Here is a 21304-nt window from a genome sequence, read left to right as displayed (position 1 = left end):
TCAGCTTTTTTAAATTCTGATGAAGCACTACTTTCAGTCACAACGAAAAAGAGTTAACTATGCGTTTGATTAACACAATAAAGCTTAGTCTAGTTCTCATCGGTTGCATATCCACACAAATATCGGCCAAAGATTATTTTGTAGAAAGTAAACAAGCTTTTAATGATATCGCAGCTAATCTAGTTGCTGGCGACAAAGTAGTACTTAAAAATGGTACTTGGTCTGACTTCGAAATCCTACTTGAAGGCCAAGGTACAAAAAACTCTCCTATTTTATTGACTGCTGAAACTAACGGTAAAGTAATTTTATCGGGTCAATCGAACCTAAGACTTGCAGGTAAATACCTTGAAGCCTCAGGTTTAGTATTTAAAGACGGCTACACACCGAGCTCAGCTGTAATAGAGTTTCGTAAAAATAAAAATGAATTAGCCTACAATTCACGAGTTACTCAAACAGTAATCGATAATTACAGTAATCCAGACAAACGAGAGTCTGATTATTGGGTTGCATTATATGGACAACATAACCGCTTTGATCATAGTCATTTAGTTGGCAAACGAAATAAAGGTGTGACAGTTGCTGTTCGTTTAAACACTCAAGCAAGTCAGGAAAACTATCACCGCATAGACAACAACTATTTTGGCTACCGTCCTACTTTTGGTTCTAACGGTGGTGAAACCCTACGTATTGGCACAAGCCATTACTCACTAACTGATTCGCATACATTGGTTGAAAATAATTACTTTGAACGTACCAATGGTGAAGTAGAAATTGTTTCGGTTAAGTCAGGTAAAAACATCCTTCGTAATAACGTATTTTATGAAGCGCGCGGTACATTAACGCTGCGCCATGGTAACGGCAATCTTATAGAAGAAAATATCTTCATTGGTAATGGTGTTGATCACACAGGTGGTATCCGTGTTATCAATAAAGATCAAATTGTAAGAAATAACTACCTACAAGGCCTAACAGGCTATCGTTTTGGCAGTGGTTTTACTGTGATGAACGGCGTTCCAAATTCATCTATTAATCGTTATCACCAAGTAGAAAATGCGACGATTGAAAACAACACATTTATAAATGTGCGTCATATTCAACTTGCTGCAGGTAGCGATGTTGAGCGTAGCGCAGCCCCAAAAAATAGCGTAATGAAAAACAACTTAATCATAAATCAAGATGGCGAACAGCCATTTACAACATTTGATGATGTAAGTGGGTTGGTACTAAGTAACAACATTGCTGATACAAAAGTGATTTCTGAGTTAATGTACGGTGTAAAGAAAGAAAAAATCACACTTAAAAAAGCAAGTAATGGTCTACTTTACCCAACATCTAAAAGTTTAAATGTAGGTGCAAAGCGCGATTTAAAAGTGCTGAAAAAAGAAGATACCGGTGTTAGCTGGTATGCAAAAGTACCTGCCTTAGTTGATTTTGATTCTGGTAAAACACATTCTGTTAAAGCTGATGTAAGTGCATTACTAGACGCTATTGATAATGCAGAGTCGGGCGATGTTCTAGAACTAGCGCCTGGCCAGTATGATGTTTCTAAACTGGTTAAAATTGATAAAACGTTGACAATTAAAGCGAAGCAAAGCGGCAAGTCTAAACTTACTTTTCAACGCTCTACATTATTTGAAATACATGATGGCGGCAGCTTAAAACTAGATGGCTTATCAATTTCAGGTGAAAACGCGCCAGATGCAATAGGGAACAGCATTGTTCGTACGCAAAAATGGGGTATGGTTGATAATTATCGCTTTGTAATGACTAACTCTGAGTTGAATGCTTTAGATATTAATCATTCATTCCATTTCTTTATCACTGGTAAAGGTGCAATGGCTGATGAAATTATTCTTACAGGTAATACCTTTAATACAGTAACAGGTGACATTTTACGTCTAAATACTGAAATTGAAGACTTAGGTGTTTATAACGCGGAATACGTCATTGTAAATAATAATACATTTAACGATGTAGAAGGCGGCATAGTTAAGCTTTACCGTGGTGGTTCAGATGAAAGTACATTTGGTCCTCATTTCGAAATGACGAGTAACACGCTTAATAATATTGGCTTTGGTAAGCGTAATAAAGAGCAAGCGAGCATTTATGTTCACGGTGTTCAGGTTACTAGTATCAAAGATAATAAATTTGTTAAAACTGCTCCTATTGTTGTAGAGCACACAGTAGGCGAGCCTAAAACTGAAATCTCAAACAATACATTTGATGAAACTAAAGCACCAAGTGTTAAAGAACTAAGAGTTAAAGGCCCGCATACGGCAGTATTAAAAAATAACAACATTTTAAATAAGGCAGGGTAAATACTATGCACTTATTAAAATGCCAAACAGGTTTTAAAATAGCTGCTGTAGCTGCACTTACATTACTTACATCATTGGGTGCGCATGCAGCGCACCCAAACTTAGTAATTACTACTGATGATGTTAAGCAAATGCGCCAAGCAATTAGTAGCAACGGTAGCACAAAGTTTGCTAACGCGTTTGAATCGCTAAAAGCACAAGTTGACGAGCAAATTGCACAGCCTATCACTGTGCCAGTTCCAAAAGACGGCGGTGGTGGTTATACACATGAACGCCACAAGAAAAATTACCAACTTATGTACAATGCGGGCATTATTTATCAATTAAGCCAAGATGATAAATACGCAAATTATGTACGTGATATGTTGCTTGAGTATGCAAAATTATACCCAACGCTTGGTCTGCATCCAAAACGTAAAATGGATTCGCAAAATCCAGGTAAGTTTTTTTGGCAAAGCCTAAATGAAGCAATGTGGCTTGTGTACACAATACAAGCATATGATCTAATTCATGATTCTTTAAATGCCGATAACATTAAAAAAATTGAAAATGACTTACTACGTCCTGTTTCGTTGTTCACATCAGTGGGCCAGCCTTCTACATTTAATAAAGTACATAACCATGGAACATGGGCAACAGCGGGTGTTGGCATGGCAGGGTATGTATTAGGTGAACCTGAGTGGGTAGAAAAATCATTATACGATTTAGAAAAGTCGGGTAAAGGTGGCTTTATTAAGCAGCTAGAGATGCTGTTTTCACCACAAGGTTACTATAACGAAGGTCCTTACTATCAACGCTTTGCACTATTACCATTTGTAACGTTTGCTAAAGCGATTGAAAACAACGAACCACAACGAAAAATCTTTGAATATCGCGATGGCATATTATTAAAAGCGATTGATACGACGATTCAACTTAGCTACAACGGTTTGTTCTTCCCAATTAACGATGCAATAAAAAGTAAAGGTATCGATACCATTGAGTTAGTAAATGGTGTAACTGCGGCATACGGTTTAACCAACGATGCAGGTTATTTAGATATTGCTAAGCAACAAGACCAAATAATCCTCTCTGGTGATGGACTAAAAGTAGCTCAAGCACTTGATAACAACATGGCAAAACCTTATTCGTTTAAATCAGTTGCTTTCGGCGATGGTAATGACGGTAAACAAGGTGCTCTAGTGGTAATGAGAACGCAGGTAGGTGGCGATCAAGCTCTACTATTTAAACCTGCTGCACAAGGTTTAGGTCATGGTCATTTTGATAAACTAACATGGCAGTTTTACGACCACGGTAATGAAATTGTATCTGATTATGGCGCAGCACGTTTTTTAAATGTAGAAGCTAAATACGGCGGTCGTTATTTACTTGAAAACGAAACTTACGCTAAACACACTGTTGCGCACAATACGGTAGTGGTTGACGAAACAACACATTTTAATGCAAATGTTGAAGTAGGTAATAATAACTACCCAACGCTTAACTTCTTTGAAACAAATGAATATGGCACGGTTTCAAGTGGCGAAATAAGCACAGCTTATAAAGGCGTTGATCTTGAACGTACGCTTGCACTTATTAACTTACCTGAACTACAAAGCACAGTTGCACTTGATATATTTGATGTTGCAGCAAATAAAGCGCATCAGCTTGACTTGCCTTTGCATTATAAAGGTCAGCTTATAGATACCAGCTTTGAGCTAAAAGCGAATGCAACACAACTCGCTGCATTAGGTACTAAAAATGGCTACCAGCATCTATGGCTTAAAGCTCAAGCGCAACCTCAAAGTGGTTTAGCTAAAGTAACGTGGTTAAACGAGAATGGTCGTTTTTATACGCAAACGAGTTTAGTTAAAGGTGGTGAGTCTTTCTTGTTTACCCAAATAGGCGCAAATGACCCTGATTTTAATTTACGCAACGAAAACGGTTTTATTCGTCGCGTTGAGGGTCAAAAGCATCATAAATTTATATCAGTATTAGAGCCTCACGGTGAATATAATCCAAGTAAAGAATATACCTTAGAAGCTGTTAGTAGAGTTACAAAGCTTGAATATAGTCAGCAGGGCGATTTAACACTTGTTGAACTTGATATTAAAGGCAAGTCATATTTAGTGGCTATTAATAAAGCACCAACATCAGCTAAAAACACATTCAATTATCAAAATAAAGAGTTCACTTTAAATGGCCGATTAGCCGTTTATATGATGAACAATAATCAGGAGTAAATAGGATGCAAAAGCAAAGCGCAAACTTTTCATTTGGCAACGAGACTGAAATTGAAGATTTAGGAAATGGTCTAAAACGTCAAATGCTAGGTTATAACGAAGAGCTAATGGCTGTTAAAATTTGGTTTGAGAAAGGGGCTATTGGTTATAACCATGCTCACAGACATTCTCAAGTAACGTATGTTGTTGAAGGTGAATTTCACTTTAACATTGATGGCGTAACTAAAATCTTAAAACCGGGTGATAGCTGCTTAATCCCACCATTTGCTGATCATGGAGCTACCTGCCCAACAGGCGGAATCCTGATTGATACCTTTAGCCCAGCGCGTGAAGACTTTCTTGAGGATTAATTATGCAACTTAAAGGCTTACGTTGGTGGGTTATAGCGCTAATTGCGCTAGCTACCATTATTAACTATATCGACCGTCAAGCACTTAGCGTGCTTTGGCCTGATATTGTTGAAGATTTATTCCCTGATGAATCAGCATTAGAACGCAAACAAATATACGCTAATATTTCAATTGTGTTTGTATTTGCTTATGCATTTGGTCAGGCCATATTTGGTAAAATATTTGACTGGGTGGGTACCCGCTTCGGTTTTGTTTTATCGATAGGTGTTTGGTCTATTGCAACCGTTGCCCATGCATTTGCACAAGGTGTACTTAGCCTTAGTATTTTTCGCGCAATCTTAGGTGTAGCCGAAGCTGGTAACTGGCCGGGCGCAGCTAAAGGTAATGCTGAATGGTTTCCAACTAAAGAGCGTGCATTAGCACAGGGTATTTTTAACTCTGGCGCTGCTATCGGCGGTATTATTGCGATTCCTTTAATTGCATACTTAACTATCTACTTTAGCTGGCAAATGGTGTTTGTTTTTGTTGGTGTATTAGGTTTTCTTTGGTTAGTGCCTTGGTTAATTTTAGTTAAAGCGCCGCCTAGCTCTCACCCTTGGCTTACTGCCGAAGAACGTGAATATATCTTAACAGGTCAAAGACGTGTTGATGATAATGGCGATGTGACTGGCGAAGATGAAGAAGAATATAACCCGTCTACTGCCGAGTTACTCTCTCGCAAGCAAAGCTGGGGTGTAATTATTGCCTCTGCTGCGATTGACCCTATTTGGTGGTTATTTGTTTTTTGGATACCTATTTACCTAAACGAAGTATACGGCATGGATGTTAAGTCTATTGGTATATACGGTTGGGTTCCTTATGTTGGCGCTATGTTTGGTGCATGGTTTGGTGGCTTACTGGCACAAAATCGACTTAAAGCCGGATGGAACACTGATAAAACACGTAAGTTAACTATTACGCTGGGCTGTTTAATTATGCTACCAGCGTTACTTGCAATGGCTAACCCTGGCGGACCAACGACAGCGGTACTAATTATGGCTGTTATTTTATTTGGTTTTCAAACTGCAATTGGTAATGTGCAAACACTACCAAGTGATTTGTTAGGCAAAAAAGCTGTAGGTACATTATCAGGTTTTTCTGGTATGGCGGCAAAACTTGGTGCTGTAGGCCTTACATCGCTTGTGCCTATTCTTACTGCTGATGGTAACTATACACCAGCATTTGTTATTGGTGCTTCTTTAGCCATTATAGCAATGGCAGCTGTTTGGATTTTAATTCCAAAAATAGAACCTCTTAAAAAGCCTCAATAATCTAGATAATAACTGCTATGCCAACATGTTTTGTATAAGCGCATAGCAGTTAACTACATAGGGTAACTTCCAAGATGAAAAATATTTACTTTATCGGTGAATGCATGGTCGAGCTTAGGACTATGAGCGCGGCAACACTACACCAATCATTTGCAGGCGATGTTTATAATTCTGCAGTGTATTTAAAGCGTTGCTTCCCACAGGTTACTACTTCGGTTGTTACGGCTTTAGGTCAAGATAATTTAAGTAAAAAAATGCTAGAACGCTTTGAAAGTGAAGAAATAAATACACAGCTCGTATTTGCTCACGATACCAAAGTACCTGGCATGTATTACATAGAAACCGATGAGCATGGTGAGCGTAGCTTTATTTATTGGCGCAATGATTCTGCAGCTAAAAAGGTTGTTGATTTTTTAGATGCTGATGCACTTGAGCAGCTTAGCCAAGGTGATATGTTTTTCTTTTCAGGAATTTCATTAGCAATAATTGAAGAAAGTGCACGTGAGCAATTTTGGAAAGTTGTAAAGCAGCTCAAAGATGCTGGAGTTAAAATAGTTTTTGATCCTAACTACAGAGCGCGTTTGTGGAATAGTGTAGAGGAAACTAAAGAGCAATATCATTTAGCCTTTACGCTTGCAGATATTACCCTACCTGGCGTTGAAGATTTAACAACACTTTATGACGTACATAGCGTAGAAGCGGTTGTTGAATATTTAAAACCTTACCAAATAGAAGAAATTGTTGTTAAAAATGGCCCTGAATCGGTAGTGACAAAAGAGGGCGAGACCCTTCAAAGCCACACTATAATACCGGTAACAAATGTTGTAGATACTACATCAGCAGGCGATGCTTTTAACGGTGTTTATTTAGGTGCTCGTTTATCTGATAAATCAATTTCAAGTGCTGTACAACTTGCTGCAAAAGCAGCAGGTGCTGTTATACAACAGCCAGGCGCTATTGCTCCAAAAGATATATTTCAGCTAGCAATGGTTAAAGCTGGGATCTGATACCAATTTTATTAAAAACATGATCACCTTAGCGTATTAAATAACTCACTAACTACGTTAAAAATTATTTATATAGAACAACTATGTATCATAATTTTAGCCTTGTTATTGAGCTATTTTCTTGTCGCTATAATAGCTCATTAATTTAATGCAATTGGTATAACAAAATAATTTAACATTAACGGCCGCCATACCTCGGCCGCATTACTTTTTTATAAAGGAACAACGTTATGACTCGCTTTTCTGAACTTATGTCAGGACAAACACTGCTACCTATAATTCAAGCTGATACGCCAGAGCAAGGTGTTCAAATAGCGAAAGCTATGGCTAACGCCGGCCTTACTTTAGTTGAAGTAGTGCTAAGAACAGAAGCTTCTTTAGAAGCATTAAAAGCTATTAAGGCACAAGTGCCTGAGCTAAAAGTAGGTGCGGGTACGGTAATAAATACTGAAATTTTAGATCAAGCACTAGAAGCGGGTTCTGACTTTATTGTAACGCCAGCTGTGTCTCCTGTATTACTTGCCGCACTTGCTAAATGTAATGTACCGGTACTTCCTGGTGTATCAAACACAGGTGATATTTTAATGGCGCTTGAATATGGCTTTGAAGAGCAAAAATTATTCCCGGCATCGCTTGCCGGAGGAGCACCTTTTGTATCAGCTGTATCGTCAGTATTTAGAGCAGTCAGCTTTTGCCCTACAGGCGGTGTTAGCGAAAGTAACAAAATGGACTATCTTTCTTTAAATAATGTATTCGCCGTTGGCGGTACTTGGATAGCGAAGAAAGAATGGGTTGAGCAAGAAAACTGGCAAGCAATTACCGATTCTTGTATCCAGGCTTTAAAATAGAAAGGATTGCATAAATGAATTATTTAGCCCCAACAATACTGCCAGGCGTAATCGTTGGCGATGAAGTAAGTGCTGTGTATGAGCATGCGCGTACTAATCAATATGCTTTGCCAGCGGTAAATGTTGTTAGTACAACATCTATAAATGCGACGCTAGAAGCTGCTAAAAAGAAAAACTCGCCCGTTATTATTCAGCTTTCTAATGGTGGAGCTCAATTTTTTTGTGGTAAAAGCTTATCTTTACCAGAGCAACAATCAGCAGTGCTTGGGGCGGTAAGTGCTGCAAGATATGTACATTCAGTGGCAGCACATTATGAAGTGGCAGTAATGCTTCATACTGATCATGCAGCTAAAAAGCTACTTCCTTGGATTGATGGTTTGCTTGATGAAGGTGAAAGACACTTTGAACTGACGGGCAAACCACTGTTTAGCTCGCATATGATTGATCTTTCAGAAGAGTCTTTAGAAGAAAATATTGAAATTTGTGAACGTTATTTAACGCGTATGGCAAAAATAGGTATGACTCTAGAAATTGAACTTGGTTGCACGGGCGGCGAAGAAGACGGTGTTGATAACTCACACTTAGATAGCTCTTCTTTATATACTCAGCCTGAAGATGTTGCATTTGCTTACGAACGTTTGAGCCGTATTAGCCCTAACTTTATAATTGCAGCGTCTTTTGGCAATGTTCACGGTGTATATAAGCCGGGTAACGTTGTTCTTACACCAACTATTTTAAGAGATTCACAAGCTTACGTATCAGAGAAATTTAATCTACCAAGCAACTCAATTAATTTTGTGTTTCATGGTGGTAGTGGTTCTGAGTACAATAAAATTGCAGAGTCTTTAACCTATGGCGTAGTTAAGATGAATATTGATACCGATACGCAGTGGGCGTGTTGGACAGGTATTTTAGACTACTACAAAGATAACCAAGCATACCTACAAGAGCAAATTGGTAACCCTGATGGGGAAGATAAGCCAAACAAAAAATATTACGACCCTCGCGTATGGCTGCGTCATTCAGAGCAAAGTATGGTTGCAAGACTAGAGCAATGCTTTGACGATCTAAATTGTGTAAATAGGTATAGCGCATGAAAAGATTAAATACAGTATTGAAAGAAGACGGTGTAGATACCGATCTTATTTTACTTATTCGCACAATTTTAGCGACTAGTAAAGAAATTGCTTTTCGAGTAAGTCAGGGTGAATTAGCCGGTGTTTTAGGCTCAACCCTTAACGAAAATGTTCAGGGTGAAGTTCAAAAAAAGTTGGATGTAATCGCAAACCAACTACTTAAAGACATACTACTTGACGATAGCAGCGTACGCTCAGTTGCATCAGAAGAAGAAGATCATGCAGTAGGTGGTCATCCTGAAGGTAAGTTTATTGTTGCCTTTGACCCATTAGATGGCTCTTCTAATATCGATGTTAATGGTCAAATAGGCACTATATTTACTATTTACTTAGCCCGTGATGATGTTGCCTTCGACAGCGACGAGCAATTTAGTCAGCCTGGTGTAAATCAAGTATGTGCAGGCTATGTGTTATACGGCCCTTCATCATTACTTGTAATGAGTACTGGCGGTCCAACACGTTGCTATACATTAGACTCAACACATGGCGGTTATCTACTGACAAATAAGCAATTGAATGTGCCTGAGCAAAGTCGTGAATTTGCCGTTAATATGGCTAACTACCGTTATTGGGACGAACCGACACAAGTGTATTTTGATAAATTGCTTTACACTTGTGAAAGCTTTGAAAAAAGCTCAATGCGTTGGAATGCAGCGATGGTAGGCGACGTTCATCGTATATTATGCCGAGGCGGGTTATTTTTGTATCCGCAAGATAAACGCAGTGGTAACGATAACGGAAAAATAAGACTGCTTTATGAAGCAAACCCGTTAGCACTTTTAGTTGAAAACGCAGGTGGTAAAGCAACCTCTAGAGGAACGCGTATTTTAGATATTGCGCCAACTAGCTTGCATCAACGTGTGCCTGTTGTTTTGGGCTCAAATGAGCCTGTAGAGTTTTATAATAACGCTATTTTATAAAGCATCACTTAGTATATAAATAAAGTAGGGGCAAGATAATAACCCCTACTTTTTAACAATTTATCTAACGCATTCCTAATATCCACTTCCCTTACTCAATCGGTATCAGAATCTAATTTCTTAAATACCTATTAAGTAACAGCATTAATTAATCCTTCAAACTTGGGTGTTATTAGCTCCGAGTACCTAGTTTATTTGATTTAATTTTACTAATCATTCCTTGTTCTCAATTATTAGTATTCTTCGCTTTAAACCTATCTGACACCGCGGTAATAATTTCAAGTGATAATTGGTATACCTATTGGTAATATTTAAATCTAAAATTGGTTGATCATCGTGCTGGGTTTAAGTATATTAATGTCAAAGGTCACATAAAATATACATCAGCATAACAAGCTAACACACTAAAATCACACAACAACAACCAGCGGAGAATTCAAATGTCGTTGAAGTCACGAGATAACAATAATTCTACAACAGGGCAGTTTGCAATGCGCCCAGTTGCAAAATGGGTAAGAACAGCGGTCATCGCAGGTATGGCAAGTTCTTGCGTATTTACAGCAAGCGCACAGGAAGATCAGGGAAAAGCGACAGAAGTTGAAGAAGACGTTGAAATAATTAGTGTTACAGGTACACGTAGAACGATACAAGACCAAATAGCAATTAAACGTGAAGCAACAACGGTAGTTGATGGCCTGTCATCTGAAGATATTGGTGATTTACCAGCACTGTCTATCGGTGAAGCACTGGAATCAATTACAGGTGCTGCATCTCACCGTGAAAACGGTGGTGCAACAGAAATCACTATTCGTGGTCTTGGTCCATTTTTAAGCGCAACACACATTAATGGTCGTGAAGCGACTAATGGTAGTGGTGACCGCTCAGTTAACTTTTCGCAGTTTCCTTCTGAACTTGTAAAAAAAGTAGCGATATATAAAACGCAAGATGCCTCAATGATTGAAGGTGGTGTTGCAGGTGTTATTGCACTTGAAACTATAACTCCACTTGATTTTGGCAAACAACGTGTATCTGCAGAGGTTAAATTAAACTACAACCCTGATGAAGGTAATGTAGATAACTCACTTCAAAGTGACGCTGGTTACCGTGGCACGTTTAGTTATGTTGACCAGTTTGAATTTGATAACGGCCAAGCCGTTGGTGTGTCTTTTGGTGTACAGCGCCAAGATATTAGCCAACCAGAAGCTGAATACAGAAGCTCTAGCCCATCAGGTTCTTCATTATGGGCCTGTTTAAACGATCCAAATAATACTAATGAAGGTTTTTACCGTAGCAGCGCAGGCGACTGTGAAGACCAAGTTAGTGGCAGTAGCAACCAAGGTTACGATACAGAAATTGATCCTGAAACGGGCAAAGCAGTAAGTGATGGTACTCCGTATGCTTGGACTGGTAGTAGCCGAAGCTACCGTCAAAACGAGACATCAGATGAGCGTGATGCAATGTTTTTTGCACTGCAATACCAACCTTCAGCTGATTGGGATGTTAACTTTGATGCGCAAATTTCAGATAGAACACAACAAGAAGCACGCCACGATTTAATCTTTTTACAAAAACGTGCCACACCAGGTGTAACAGGTCCAACACTTGTTACTAACGATGTAGGCGGTATTTTGCACTGGGAAGGTGAAGAGCGCATTGAATCAGCGGGTGAGCAATTTTCTCGTGAAGAAAACTACCAAGGTTACGGCATAAATATAGAACATACAGTTACTGATAGATTAACTGTTGACCTAGATTTAGCATATTCAAAAACTGAACGTGAAGAACTTCAAATATCTAACCGCGGTAGAACATCAGGTCGTAATTTCTTTTCTTGGGATATGGGTGATGAGATCCCTCATTTCACACTGACAGATTTTGATGTAACGGATATTTCAAACTTTACAGATAGCCTAAGAACGCGACTTGACCGTGAAAATGTTCGTGAAAACGAAGTTATCTCAGCGCGATTAGATTTTGACTATGCGCTAGATGGTAACGTTTTCACCAGTGTACAAGGTGGTATTAGAACATCTGAAATGACGTTCCTACAGTATGGTGGTAGCCAAGGTAACGGTTCAAGAAACGAATTTACACTAGACTCTGGTACTGAAGCGCTTGACGTATTACAAGGTTGTCAAATCGACTTTCCAGAATCAGGCTTTTTATCGAGTGTATCTGATGGCGATATTGTAACAAATGTTGATAGTGACGGTAACGTTGTAGATAGCGGTACAGGTTCATCATGGGCTACATACGACAACGTATGTTTCTCACAAGCTGTAGCTGGTTCTAACGCTGATGGTGTGTTTGCTTACCCAGAAGTTGAATATGAAAATGCAGGTACAATTGATGTAACAGAAAAAACAACATCAGTGTACTTAATGGCTAATTACGATACTGAAATGTTTGGTAAATTCATTCGCGGTAACTTTGGTCTTCGTATTGTAGACACAGAAGTAACTTCGATTGGTTTTAGAAATAGCTTTGATGTTGTAACAAGTGATACCGGTGTACTTTCTCTGGTTGAATCTGATAATGGTTCATTGGATAAAATAAAAAGCGGTGGTGACTACACTAAGTATTTACCAAGTTTTAACCTAGTTATTGATTACAGTGAAGATATTTTATTCCGAGCTGGTATATACCGTGGTATGTCACGCGCAGATCCATCTGATTTAGGTTACAGCCGTACATTCCAAGAAGATACAGAAGGTACAGCAACTTCAATCAGCGATTTATTAGTGGGTGTAAATGGTTCTGGTAACCCAGATACTCAACCGCTTATGTCGTGGAACTACGATGCTGCATTTGAATGGTACCCTAACGAAGATTCAATCTTAGCGTTAAGCTTATACTACAAACAGTTCAACGGCGGCTTTCAGCAGCAAACAGTAATTGAAGATTTTACTGTTGGTGGTGAAACAGTTTCATTACCAATTACTAACTCTGTTACATCAGACGAGGACAGTGAAATATTAGGTCTTGAAGCTTCATTTTCTTACCGCTGGGATAATGGCATCGGTATGAAATTTGGTTACAACTATGCAGACACTGATTTTGAGTTCCAAGATAGCTTATACGGCGATACGTTTGAGACTGACGTAGATGGTAATACTACACAGTTAACTGACGGTATTATTGAGTCGGCTTCAGTACCTGGTTTCTCAAAGCATGTATTTAGCAGCCAGCTGTACTACCAAATTGGTGGATTTGATACTGCTGTTATTTACAAATATCGTAGTGAGTATTTCCAACCATATACTACAAATGGTACTCGACCTTCGTTATGTTGATGGCGTAGGTGTGTGGGAAATGCGCGCATCATACAAAATCGATGAGCACTTCAGAGTTAAAGCAGAAGCAATTAATTTGTTCAGCGCACCTAAATCACAAGATTTCTTTGTTGAAGGTAACCTTGGTGAGGTGAATGACTACGGCCCACGCTTATTCTTAGGTTTAAGCTACAAGCTGTGACTGTTGTTTTAGCTTAATACACACTAAAAAGGAGCGCATGCGCTCCTTTTTAGTGTGTATTAAGTAGTGAATTATACCAATTGCATTAAATAAGTGAGCTATTTGGAATCTATTTTATGCGATAGGGTGATTATGTTTTTTAATAAAATTGGTATTAACTACTTCTGACATCTACTTTAAGCTTTAGCTTTTGGCCAGGTTGTAAGTATTTTTGACCGGCTAAGTTATTCCACTTAATAATTTCGTTAACGCTTAGATTAAATTTAGACGCAATACGTGCAAGTGAGTCACCTCGGCGTACTTTGTATGTAATAGTACGGTTGGTGCTTGCCGTTGCTTGTGGTTTATTAGCTGACTTATACACAGTTAGTTTTTGATTTAGGCGCAGTACAGAGTTTTTCTTTAGCTTATTCCATTTAGCCAGCTCATCCATAGTTACGTCATATTCGCGGCTAATGTCCCATAACGTGTCGCCACTTTTAACTGTGTGCGAAAGCTTTGTGCGAGTTGCTTTATTAGCAGCTAAACGCATCTGCTTTGGTAAATGTTCGCTATTTATAGCGCCATCAGTAAGCGGGACTAATAACTCTTGGCCTACTTTAATCGTATTTGATTTGAGTTTATTAAGCGATCGGATTGCGCTTGAGCTTGTTGTAAACTTTTTGGCAATTACCGATAAGCTGTCGCCTCGAGCCACAATATAACGCTGCCAGCGTAATCTGTTTTTAACATCAGTGTTTGCTAGTTTTTGACTAAATTCCTCTGCTTTATCAGCAGGCAATAATAAAGAATGAGGGCCATTAGGATCAGTTGCCCAGCGATTAAAACCAGGGTTTAATCTGTATAGCTCAGTAAGCGTCATATCAGCCATATCAGCAGCAAGCGCTAAATCTATTTGCGAGCCAACATCAACCACTTCAACCACTTGTGCATTAATTACTGGTTGCCATGTAACGTTAAAATCATCTGAGCGTTTTAATAAATCGGCAAGTGCTAATAACTTTGGTACGTAGGCTGTTGTTTCACTTGGTAAATCAAGAGACCAAAAATCGGTAGGTAAATGCTTTTTACGATTCTTTTTAATAGCGCGCATCAAGCGCCCTTCACCTGAATTATAAGCAGCAATCGCGTTAAGCCAATCGCCTTCAAGTGTTTTATGTAAATACGATAAGTAGTCAAGTGCTGCGCGAGTCGATTGCACGATGTCGCGACGACCGTCGTACCACCAGTTTTGTTTTAAATCGAATCGCTCACCAGTTGCAGGCATAAACTGCCAAATGCCCGACGCACTGCGATTAGAGTATCCAAATGGGTCAAATGCGCTTTCTACAATAGGAAGTAGTGCAATTTCGATTGGCATTTCGCGCTTTTCTACTTCCTCAACAATAAAGTGTAAGTAAGGTTCTGCACGTTTAGAAATACGATCTAAATAGGCTTGGTGGCGAGCGTAATAATTACGTTCAGTAACAACAGGGCGGTTTTGCGGTATTTCGATAGAAAGTTGGTAGCGAATTCGCTCCCATACATCATCAAATACGGGAGCTTCTTGCTCATCAGGGTCAACTTGCTGATATTGTGCGTTTACCATCAATGCATTGTTAATGTCGTTAGGACTTGCGCCTTCGAGTTGTTGGTTTGCTTGCGTGGCGACTTGAGAGTCTGAGTCTAGAGTTGCCACAGTTTGACAACCACTTAGCGCTAACGCCAAGGCTACTAATAGGGGAGATTTATTCATAAATACCAATACATCGGGTAAAAAACTCGGCGAATACTACCTGTTATGAGTTAACATTGCCACTTAATGACTTTTTAAAACGCAGAAATAGAATCATCACTATATCTTAAGTTAATGATTCTAATAAAATAAATATTAAAGTATTAGTTTGTGCATTAAAAATTGTCTTTGAACTGTCTCAGACTAGCAAAGTTTCCCCAAGGTTCATTGTTTTTTGTAACCGAGATGAATTTTTCTGGCACTAACTCTGTAATGGTTGGCAAATCGCTACGCATAAATGGATTTATTTTTAGCTCCTGTCCAATAGAAGTGGGTAGGGAGATTTGGTTATTACTGCGTAATTCATCTACTTTTTTACTGTACGCGAGTAGTTCTGGGTTACGTGGTTCAACCGCTTTGGCAAAGGCAAGATTAGCTTGCGTGTATTCGTGGGTGCAATACACACTACAGCTTGCAGGCAGCTCTCTTAGTTTATTAAACGATTCCCACATTTGCTTTGGCGTGCCTTCAAATAAGCGCCCACATCCACCGCTAAACAATGTATCGCCTGTAAAAGCAAGTTCATCATTTGTATAGCAAATATGATCAAGCGTGTGCCCAGGAGTTGCCAAAATATTAAAGTAAATATTAAGCACACTGATGCTTTGACCATCAGTAAGTGAGTGAGTAATGCCTTTAAATGGACTATTTGCGGGGCCATAAACCGATATATCTGGATAGGCGTCAACTAATGCAGCTACGCCATCAGTGTGGTCGTAGTGATGATGCGTAATTAAAATACCATCAAGCGTTAGTTTGTGCTCAGCTAGATACGCTAATACGCTCTGTGCTTGGCCAGGGTCGACTACCCATGCTTGGTTACTATTATCGGTAGTTAAACACCAAATGTAATTATCAGAAAAGGCTTTAATTGCTTTGACTTGCACCATGGTAAATTGCTCTATAAAGTGACACTTATCGCATAGTATAACGAGCTCAAAAAATGAAACCAGCCCTTAGTTTTCAAGAAGGACCCAAACCACTGTCGTGGCAGCAGTTTCCTCATGGGGATTATTTGCGTGCAGATATTGAACGTAAGATGGAGCAGTGGCTGCCGCGTATGTTTGGCTATCATATGCTTAAGCTAGGTAATTTAAGTGGCGAATTAAACACAAGTATAAGTACGATTAAACACCAAGTGTGTGTTGCAGAGCCTGGGCCTTACACCGGGGTAGTCGCTGACATAGACGAATTACCATTTTACGAGCACAGTATTGATGCCTGCATACTAAGCCATTGCTTAGAGTATCATTCAGACCCACATCACATTTTACGAGAAGCACATCGCACGCTTATTCCGGGTGGTTATATAGTAGTGACTGGCTTTAATCCATTTAGTTTGTGCGGACTTGCACAAATGTTGCCTTTTAGTGGTCAGAAATTACCGTGGACAGGGCGCTTTTTTACACCCGCACGGGTTAAAGATTGGCTAAACTTACTTGGTTTTGAAATTGTAAGTGATGAACGTTTTATTTATTCATCACTGGCAAGAGGTAATAGGCTATCAAGGTTTGAGTTTTGGCGTACTTTTGCGAAGCAGTATTTAAAACCAATGGGCAGTGTTTATATGCTGGTGGCACGAAAAAGAGTTGCGCCACTTACGCCAATAAAACCTAAGTGGCATGCTAGGCCGCAGTTTGCACCAGTAAAAGGGGCAGGGCTTAGACAAACGTCAAAGCAGCATTACAAAACGTGCGACCAAGAAAATAATACCAATTACATTAAATAAGTGATCTATTATAGCGCTAAGAAAATAGCACATTAACAAGGCGAAAATTGTGACATATAGTTGTTCTATATGAATCATTTTTAACGCAGTTAGTGAGTTATTTAATGCGATAGAATGAACATGTTTTTAATAAAATTGGTGTAACAACAGCTAATTAAGGCTGGTAGCCTACATCTTCTAGTAAATCTTTGCTACCAGCGGCATCGCGCGCCAAATCGTCAACTATTTCGTTGTACTTATGGCCGCTATGCCCTTTAACCCATTTCCAGGTTACATTGTGCTCGCTACAGGCTTTATCTAGGCGTTTCCATAAATCGACGTTTTTAACCGGCTTTTTAGCTGATGTTAACCAGCCACGTTTTTTCCAGTTAGTGATCCACGATTCAATACCTTGCTTAACATATTGGCTATCGGTTGTTAGATTTACTTCGCATTCTCGAGTGAGTGATTCTAGGGCTACAATAGCCGCGAGCATTTCCATTCGGTTATTTGTTGTGAGTTTATAACCTTGGCTCATTTCTTTTTCGTGGCCGTTATAAATCATAAAAATACCATAACCGCCGGGGCCTGGATTACCTAAACATGAGCCATCGGTGTAAATCTCTACGGTTTTTTGCACTGTTTTACCTTGATCTTATGTACAATAAAGTGATTATAGAAAGATACCAGAATCAGGCTAAATTCGATATGGCACGTAGACAAATAGTTTTAGATACAGAAACCACCGGCATAGACCCTAAACAAGGGCACCGTATTATAGAAATTGGGTGTGTGGAGTTAGTAAATCGCCGTTTAACAGGCAATAACTTTCACGTTTATATAAATCCACAACGGCCAAGTGAAGAAGAAGCGATAGACGTTCACGGTATCACTAACGAATTTTTACGTGATAAACCGTTGTTTCATCAAATTGCCCAAGAGTTTTTCGACTATATTGAAGGGGCTGAGTTAGTTATTCATAACGCGCCGTTCGATATTGGCCACATGGATAACGAATTTGCGTTGCTTAATCAGGGTTATCCTAAAACAGATACTTTTTGTCAAGTTCTCGACACGCTTAAAATGGCGCGTGACTTGCATCCAGGTCAAAAGAACAACCTTGATGCATTATGTCGTCGTTACGATGTAGATAACGGTAAACGAACGCTTCACGGCGCGCTACTGGATTCTGAGATTTTAGCCGATGTTTACCTTGCCATGACGGGCGGTCAAACAAAGTTGAATTTGAATCAAAACAAAGATGACGGCAGCGAGCAACAGAAGGGCGGTATAAAGCGTTTAAATAGTGATAGAGCCCCATTAGTTGTTCTGCGAGCAAGTGACGCTGAGCAAAGCGCACACGAGGCACGATTGGATCTTGTAAATAAAGAAGGCGGCCAATGTATCTGGCGCGCTGAATAAGGCGATTTAATGAAAACGATGTATTTTGTAACAGCGTTATGTGCAGCTACTTTATTTACTGGCAATGCATATGGCGTAAAACAAGTAGAAGTGCTCAAGCGCGATGGGCATCAAAATGAGATCCCTTTACTTGATAATCGTTTTCGCATAGATAGCAAAATAGATGAAATAACACTGCTTTTTTTTAGAAAATCAGGTGCACCTGCTGTTATTTTAGTGAGGCCCGATGGCAGTAAGTACTTTGCTGCTGACTCTGTTAAAAACCCTAACTTAGATTGGTTTGACGAACTCAGCTACGATTTAGTAACCATAAAAAAACCTATGGCAGGTCCTTGGCAAGTCATAGGCAGTATTTTGCCCGACAGCCGAATAGTCGTATTAGGCGAGATATCTCTTGAGGCAGAGCCTCTTCCTTCAATGTTGTTTAGAGGGGAGACAATAAAAATCACTGGCAAAATACTAAATGACGGTGAGCCAATTAATACAAACCTATTTAGAGATGTTGTGAGCCTTAATGTCGACTTTGTAAGTACTAACAATGAAAACTTTGCTAACTTTGGCGCAGGCATTCAAGAAGTAGCGGAATTTAAAGACGATGGACGTGGATTTGATGAGCGCCCTAAAGATGGTGTATTTACGGGCGAGTTTACTTTAGATTTCCCTGCGGGTGAATGGACTCCAGAACTTTACGTGGCAACACCACTGCTGCAGCGACGCATCGTGCAAAATACAATAGAAGTGCACGAGCCGCCTTTTGTAACCGAAGTCGCGTTAGCAGAGCAAGACACAGACGAGCATCTGTTAACTATAAATATAGACCCAAGTATTGTTAAGCCAGAAACAGTCATCATCCAGGGAAAAATCTACTATCCCAATAACGAAGAGCAAATGTTTACCATAGATGCTGCTGCTAAAGATTCACGACAACTTAGTGTTAAAAATTATGATTGGGGTAGATATAGCGTTGAGCTGTCAGTTTTTGGGACTAATATTAATGGCCGCGAATTTATGGCAACGCTACCAACGTACAAATTTGAGATAGAACGACCTATAGAAGCGGTGCCCGAAATTGATCCTGCAACGATTATTACCCCAGATGAAATGATTGAGAATGAACCCGTTGAAGAAAAAATGGCCACATCTACAATTATTAGTTTAATTGTAGGCTGCAATACGCTTATTTTATTACTCGGTTGGTTGTTAATTCGTATATTTGTTCAGAAAAAACCGATTAAATTTAAAGTGAAGCTGCCTTTTTTACAGAAAAAGAAAACAAGTGAAGGTGATGTTGCCGACACAGAAAAAAATCAAGTCGGTAAAAATGGCTCAAAAAATGACAGATCAGGTGAAATTTTAAACCTTTCGATGACAGATGACTAAAAAACCTATAAAAAAACAAAAAAGCCCTTGACGAAATAGGGGTTGGTTCGTATTATTCACGCCGCTGTCAGGGAGACCTAAACAGCAACGAAAATATGGAGTGGTAGTTCAGTTGGTTAGAATACCGGCCTGTCACGCCGGGGGTCGCGGGTTCGAGTCCCGTCCACTCCGCCAATAAGAAAAAATAACAGATTAAATATGCGCTGGAGTGGTAGTTCAGTTGGTTAGAATACCGGCCTGTCACGCCGGGGGTCGCGGGTTCGAGTCCCGTCCACTCCGCCAACTATTTAAATAATGTTATATTACAAAATTTGTATGCTGGAGTGGTAGTTCAGTTGGTTAGAATACCGGCCTGTCACGCCGGGGGTCGCGGGTTCGAGTCCCGTCCACTCCGCCAACAAATTAAGTAATAACAAGTATAATGATATCTCTGCGGAGTGGTAGTTCAGTTGGTTAGAATACCGGCCTGTCACGCCGGGGGTCGCGGGTTCGAGTCCCGTCCACTCCGCCATTTGATATCATGATTAAAATTAGTAAGTGCATTACCCCATGCACATACCACTGCGGAGTGGTAGTTCAGTTGGTTAGAATACCGGCCTGTCACGCCGGGGGTCGCGGGTTCGAGTCCCGTCCACTCCGCCACTTGTTATTTCCTCAATAACAAGCTTATAAAATCCTTGATTAAATAATTTAGTAAACATTCTTTGGCTATCAGCTATCAAACACATTCCTTGCACGAACCTGCTAATATTCCTTATTATCCGTATCAATACCTATATCAATCTGCCGATGCTCTGGGTAAATGCTTCTGCATTGCGCTGTATCTCTCTTCTCGTAACTTTTACCGCAGTTAGCTTAACGCCAGGTTTAACCCCAATTCGCTTAATTAAGTAATCTATTTTGATGTAAGAAAAGCATGTCGATAATAAGGAATAATTCGTTATTTAGTTGTTTTCGGCAAATGATCCTGCATTGCTCTATCTCCTGCATCCATGCAGTCGTATACCAGAGATTTTTAACACTGCTAGGCAGGCTCTAAGTATTATTGCTAATTGGTATAGTCATTAACTTTATAGTGTTGTACTTGTAGAGCTCTTGACAGGGTTTAAGTTTTTGCATGAGCATAGAGATGAATTAAGGGTATTTAATCAATACAGAGCTTTTAGGGTTGGTTAGATGTCAGAGCTGCCTGTTATACCAAACTGTATAATTATTTAAACAATCTAACGATAAACTACTCCATCAAGCACGGCTAGCGCATTTTAATCCCAGACTCTAGCAGGGTTGAGCGGTAATCATCGTCTAGCTCTGCCATTTTCTTTTTCCTCGCCATACTTGCTGACTTAGATGCATCTTGTTTAAAAAGCGCCATGGCTATCTTTCGCATTACATTAAACATTAATGGCCCTTGAAGTTTGCGTATTCTCGATTCATC

The 21304-nt window shown here is 39.6% G+C and carries 14 protein-coding genes, 5 tRNA genes and 2 pseudogenes; 17 read left to right on the top strand and 4 right to left on the bottom strand.

Going from position 1 to position 21304, the window contains the following annotated elements:
• The first annotated feature begins 59 nt into the window (after positions 1-59).
• From QL998_RS10965 to QL998_RS10925, 9 genes and pseudogenes are all read left to right on the top strand, one after another.
• Positions 60-2318 (top strand): polysaccharide lyase 6 family protein, encoded by a 2259-nt coding sequence (locus QL998_RS10965; RefSeq protein WP_290192685.1) that lies wholly within the window; start codon positions 60-62, stop codon positions 2316-2318.
• Positions 2319-2323: 5 nt separating this feature from the next.
• Positions 2324-4540: a heparinase II/III family protein gene (locus QL998_RS10960; protein ID WP_290192684.1), complete on the top strand. Its 2217-nt coding sequence runs from the start codon at positions 2324-2326 to the stop codon at positions 4538-4540.
• A 5-nt stretch (positions 4541-4545) separates the two neighbouring features.
• Positions 4546-4890, top strand: coding sequence for a cupin domain-containing protein (locus QL998_RS10955; RefSeq protein ID WP_002962963.1), 345 nt, complete (start codon positions 4546-4548; stop codon positions 4888-4890).
• A 2-nt stretch (positions 4891-4892) separates the two neighbouring features.
• On the top strand, positions 4893-6200 hold the full coding sequence (locus QL998_RS10950) for an MFS transporter (protein WP_007585328.1): 1308 nt from the start codon (positions 4893-4895) through the stop codon (positions 6198-6200).
• Between the two features lie 74 nt (positions 6201-6274).
• Positions 6275-7207, top strand: coding sequence for a sugar kinase (locus tag QL998_RS10945; protein WP_290192683.1), 933 nt, complete (start codon positions 6275-6277; stop codon positions 7205-7207).
• A gap of 230 nt (positions 7208-7437) precedes the next feature.
• Positions 7438-8055 carry a bifunctional 4-hydroxy-2-oxoglutarate aldolase/2-dehydro-3-deoxy-phosphogluconate aldolase gene (gene eda, locus QL998_RS10940; RefSeq protein WP_290192682.1) on the top strand — a complete coding sequence of 206 codons (618 nt, stop codon included), beginning with the start codon at positions 7438-7440 and terminating at the stop codon, positions 8053-8055.
• A 14-nt stretch (positions 8056-8069) separates the two neighbouring features.
• Complete coding sequence (fbaA, locus tag QL998_RS10935; protein WP_290192681.1) at positions 8070-9152, top strand: class II fructose-bisphosphate aldolase; 1083 nt, start codon at positions 8070-8072, stop codon at positions 9150-9152.
• Positions 9149-10111: a class 1 fructose-bisphosphatase gene (locus QL998_RS10930; RefSeq protein WP_290192680.1), complete on the top strand. Its 963-nt coding sequence runs from the start codon at positions 9149-9151 to the stop codon at positions 10109-10111. The genes fbaA and QL998_RS10930 overlap by 4 nt, the downstream gene beginning before the upstream one ends.
• A 440-nt stretch (positions 10112-10551) precedes the next feature.
• Positions 10552-13585 (top strand): annotated as a pseudogene (locus QL998_RS10925) (TonB-dependent receptor).
• A 154-nt stretch (positions 13586-13739) separates the two neighbouring features.
• On the opposite strand, the gene QL998_RS10920 reads toward QL998_RS10925, so the two are convergent.
• Both QL998_RS10920 and gloB read right to left on the bottom strand, forming a co-directional pair.
• Entirely contained in the window at positions 13740-15320 is a 1581-nt protein-coding gene (locus QL998_RS10920) for a LysM peptidoglycan-binding domain-containing protein (protein WP_290192679.1), read from the bottom strand.
• A 155-nt stretch (positions 15321-15475) separates the two neighbouring features.
• A complete protein-coding gene (gene gloB, locus QL998_RS10915; protein WP_290192678.1) occupies positions 15476-16249 on the bottom strand; it encodes a hydroxyacylglutathione hydrolase in 774 nt (257 codons plus the stop codon).
• 53 nt (positions 16250-16302) lie between these two features.
• On the opposite strand from gloB, the gene QL998_RS10910 reads away from it, so the two are divergent.
• The gene (locus tag QL998_RS10910) at positions 16303-17088 is read left to right on the top strand and encodes a class I SAM-dependent methyltransferase (protein WP_290192677.1); all 786 of its coding nucleotides are present in this window, start codon (positions 16303-16305) and stop codon (positions 17086-17088) included.
• A gap of 154 nt (positions 17089-17242) precedes the next feature.
• Here QL998_RS10910 and rnhA read toward each other — a convergent pair whose 3' ends face one another.
• Positions 17243-17707, bottom strand: a complete 465-nt coding sequence (gene rnhA, locus QL998_RS10905) for a ribonuclease HI (protein WP_007378210.1) — start codon at positions 17705-17707, stop codon at positions 17243-17245.
• A 68-nt stretch (positions 17708-17775) separates the two neighbouring features.
• Between rnhA and dnaQ the strand changes: the two genes are divergently transcribed.
• The 7 genes from dnaQ to QL998_RS10870 all read left to right on the top strand — a co-directional run bounded on the left by dnaQ (position 17776) and on the right by QL998_RS10870 (position 20511).
• Positions 17776-18489 (top strand): DNA polymerase III subunit epsilon, encoded by a 714-nt coding sequence (gene dnaQ, locus QL998_RS10900; RefSeq protein WP_076924405.1) that lies wholly within the window; start codon positions 17776-17778, stop codon positions 18487-18489.
• A gap of 9 nt (positions 18490-18498) precedes the next feature.
• Entirely contained in the window at positions 18499-19869 is a 1371-nt protein-coding gene (locus QL998_RS10895; RefSeq protein ID WP_290192676.1) for a TIGR03503 family protein, read from the top strand.
• Between the two features lie 97 nt (positions 19870-19966).
• Positions 19967-20043, top strand: a tRNA-Asp gene (locus QL998_RS10890).
• A gap of 31 nt (positions 20044-20074) precedes the next feature.
• Positions 20075-20151 (top strand) — tRNA-Asp (locus QL998_RS10885).
• Positions 20152-20189: 38 nt separating this feature from the next.
• Positions 20190-20266, top strand: a tRNA-Asp gene (locus QL998_RS10880).
• A gap of 37 nt (positions 20267-20303) precedes the next feature.
• Positions 20304-20380: transfer RNA gene (locus QL998_RS10875), tRNA-Asp, on the top strand.
• A gap of 54 nt (positions 20381-20434) precedes the next feature.
• Positions 20435-20511, top strand: a tRNA-Asp gene (locus tag QL998_RS10870).
• 610 nt (positions 20512-21121) lie between these two features.
• Here the strand turns inward: QL998_RS10870 and QL998_RS10865 are convergent.
• Positions 21122-21304, bottom strand: a pseudogene (locus tag QL998_RS10865) (ISAs1 family transposase); the annotation flags it as partial.

Source organism: Pseudoalteromonas sp. APC 3691, from assembly GCF_030408135.1.
Lineage (GTDB): Bacteria > Pseudomonadota > Gammaproteobacteria > Enterobacterales > Alteromonadaceae > Pseudoalteromonas.
The sequence above is the reverse complement of the archived record's forward strand: the minus strand, read 5'-3'. Positions and strand labels throughout refer to the sequence as shown.

Excerpts from the sequence above, each read along its gene's own strand:
- gloB (WP_290192678.1), bottom strand. The coding sequence starts at position 16,249 with ATGGTGCAAGTCAAAGCAATTAAAGCCTTTTCTGATAATTACATTTGG.
- QL998_RS10895 (WP_290192676.1), top strand. The coding sequence starts at position 18,499 with ATGAAAACGATGTATTTTGTAACAGCGTTATGTGCAGCTACTTTATTT.
- QL998_RS10945 (WP_290192683.1), top strand. The coding sequence starts at position 6,275 with ATGAAAAATATTTACTTTATCGGTGAATGCATGGTCGAGCTTAGGACT.
- eda (WP_290192682.1), top strand. The coding sequence starts at position 7,438 with ATGACTCGCTTTTCTGAACTTATGTCAGGACAAACACTGCTACCTATA.
- QL998_RS10930 (WP_290192680.1), top strand. The coding sequence starts at position 9,149 with ATGAAAAGATTAAATACAGTATTGAAAGAAGACGGTGTAGATACCGAT.
- QL998_RS10920 (WP_290192679.1), bottom strand. The coding sequence starts at position 15,320 with ATGAATAAATCTCCCCTATTAGTAGCCTTGGCGTTAGCGCTAAGTGGT.
- QL998_RS10965 (WP_290192685.1), top strand. The coding sequence starts at position 60 with ATGCGTTTGATTAACACAATAAAGCTTAGTCTAGTTCTCATCGGTTGC.
- QL998_RS10955 (WP_002962963.1), top strand. The coding sequence starts at position 4,546 with ATGCAAAAGCAAAGCGCAAACTTTTCATTTGGCAACGAGACTGAAATT.
- QL998_RS10950 (WP_007585328.1), top strand. The coding sequence starts at position 4,893 with ATGCAACTTAAAGGCTTACGTTGGTGGGTTATAGCGCTAATTGCGCTA.
- fbaA (WP_290192681.1), top strand. The coding sequence starts at position 8,070 with ATGAATTATTTAGCCCCAACAATACTGCCAGGCGTAATCGTTGGCGAT.
- dnaQ (WP_076924405.1), top strand. The coding sequence starts at position 17,776 with ATGGCACGTAGACAAATAGTTTTAGATACAGAAACCACCGGCATAGAC.
- QL998_RS10910 (WP_290192677.1), top strand. The coding sequence starts at position 16,303 with ATGAAACCAGCCCTTAGTTTTCAAGAAGGACCCAAACCACTGTCGTGG.
- QL998_RS10960 (WP_290192684.1), top strand. The coding sequence starts at position 2,324 with ATGCACTTATTAAAATGCCAAACAGGTTTTAAAATAGCTGCTGTAGCT.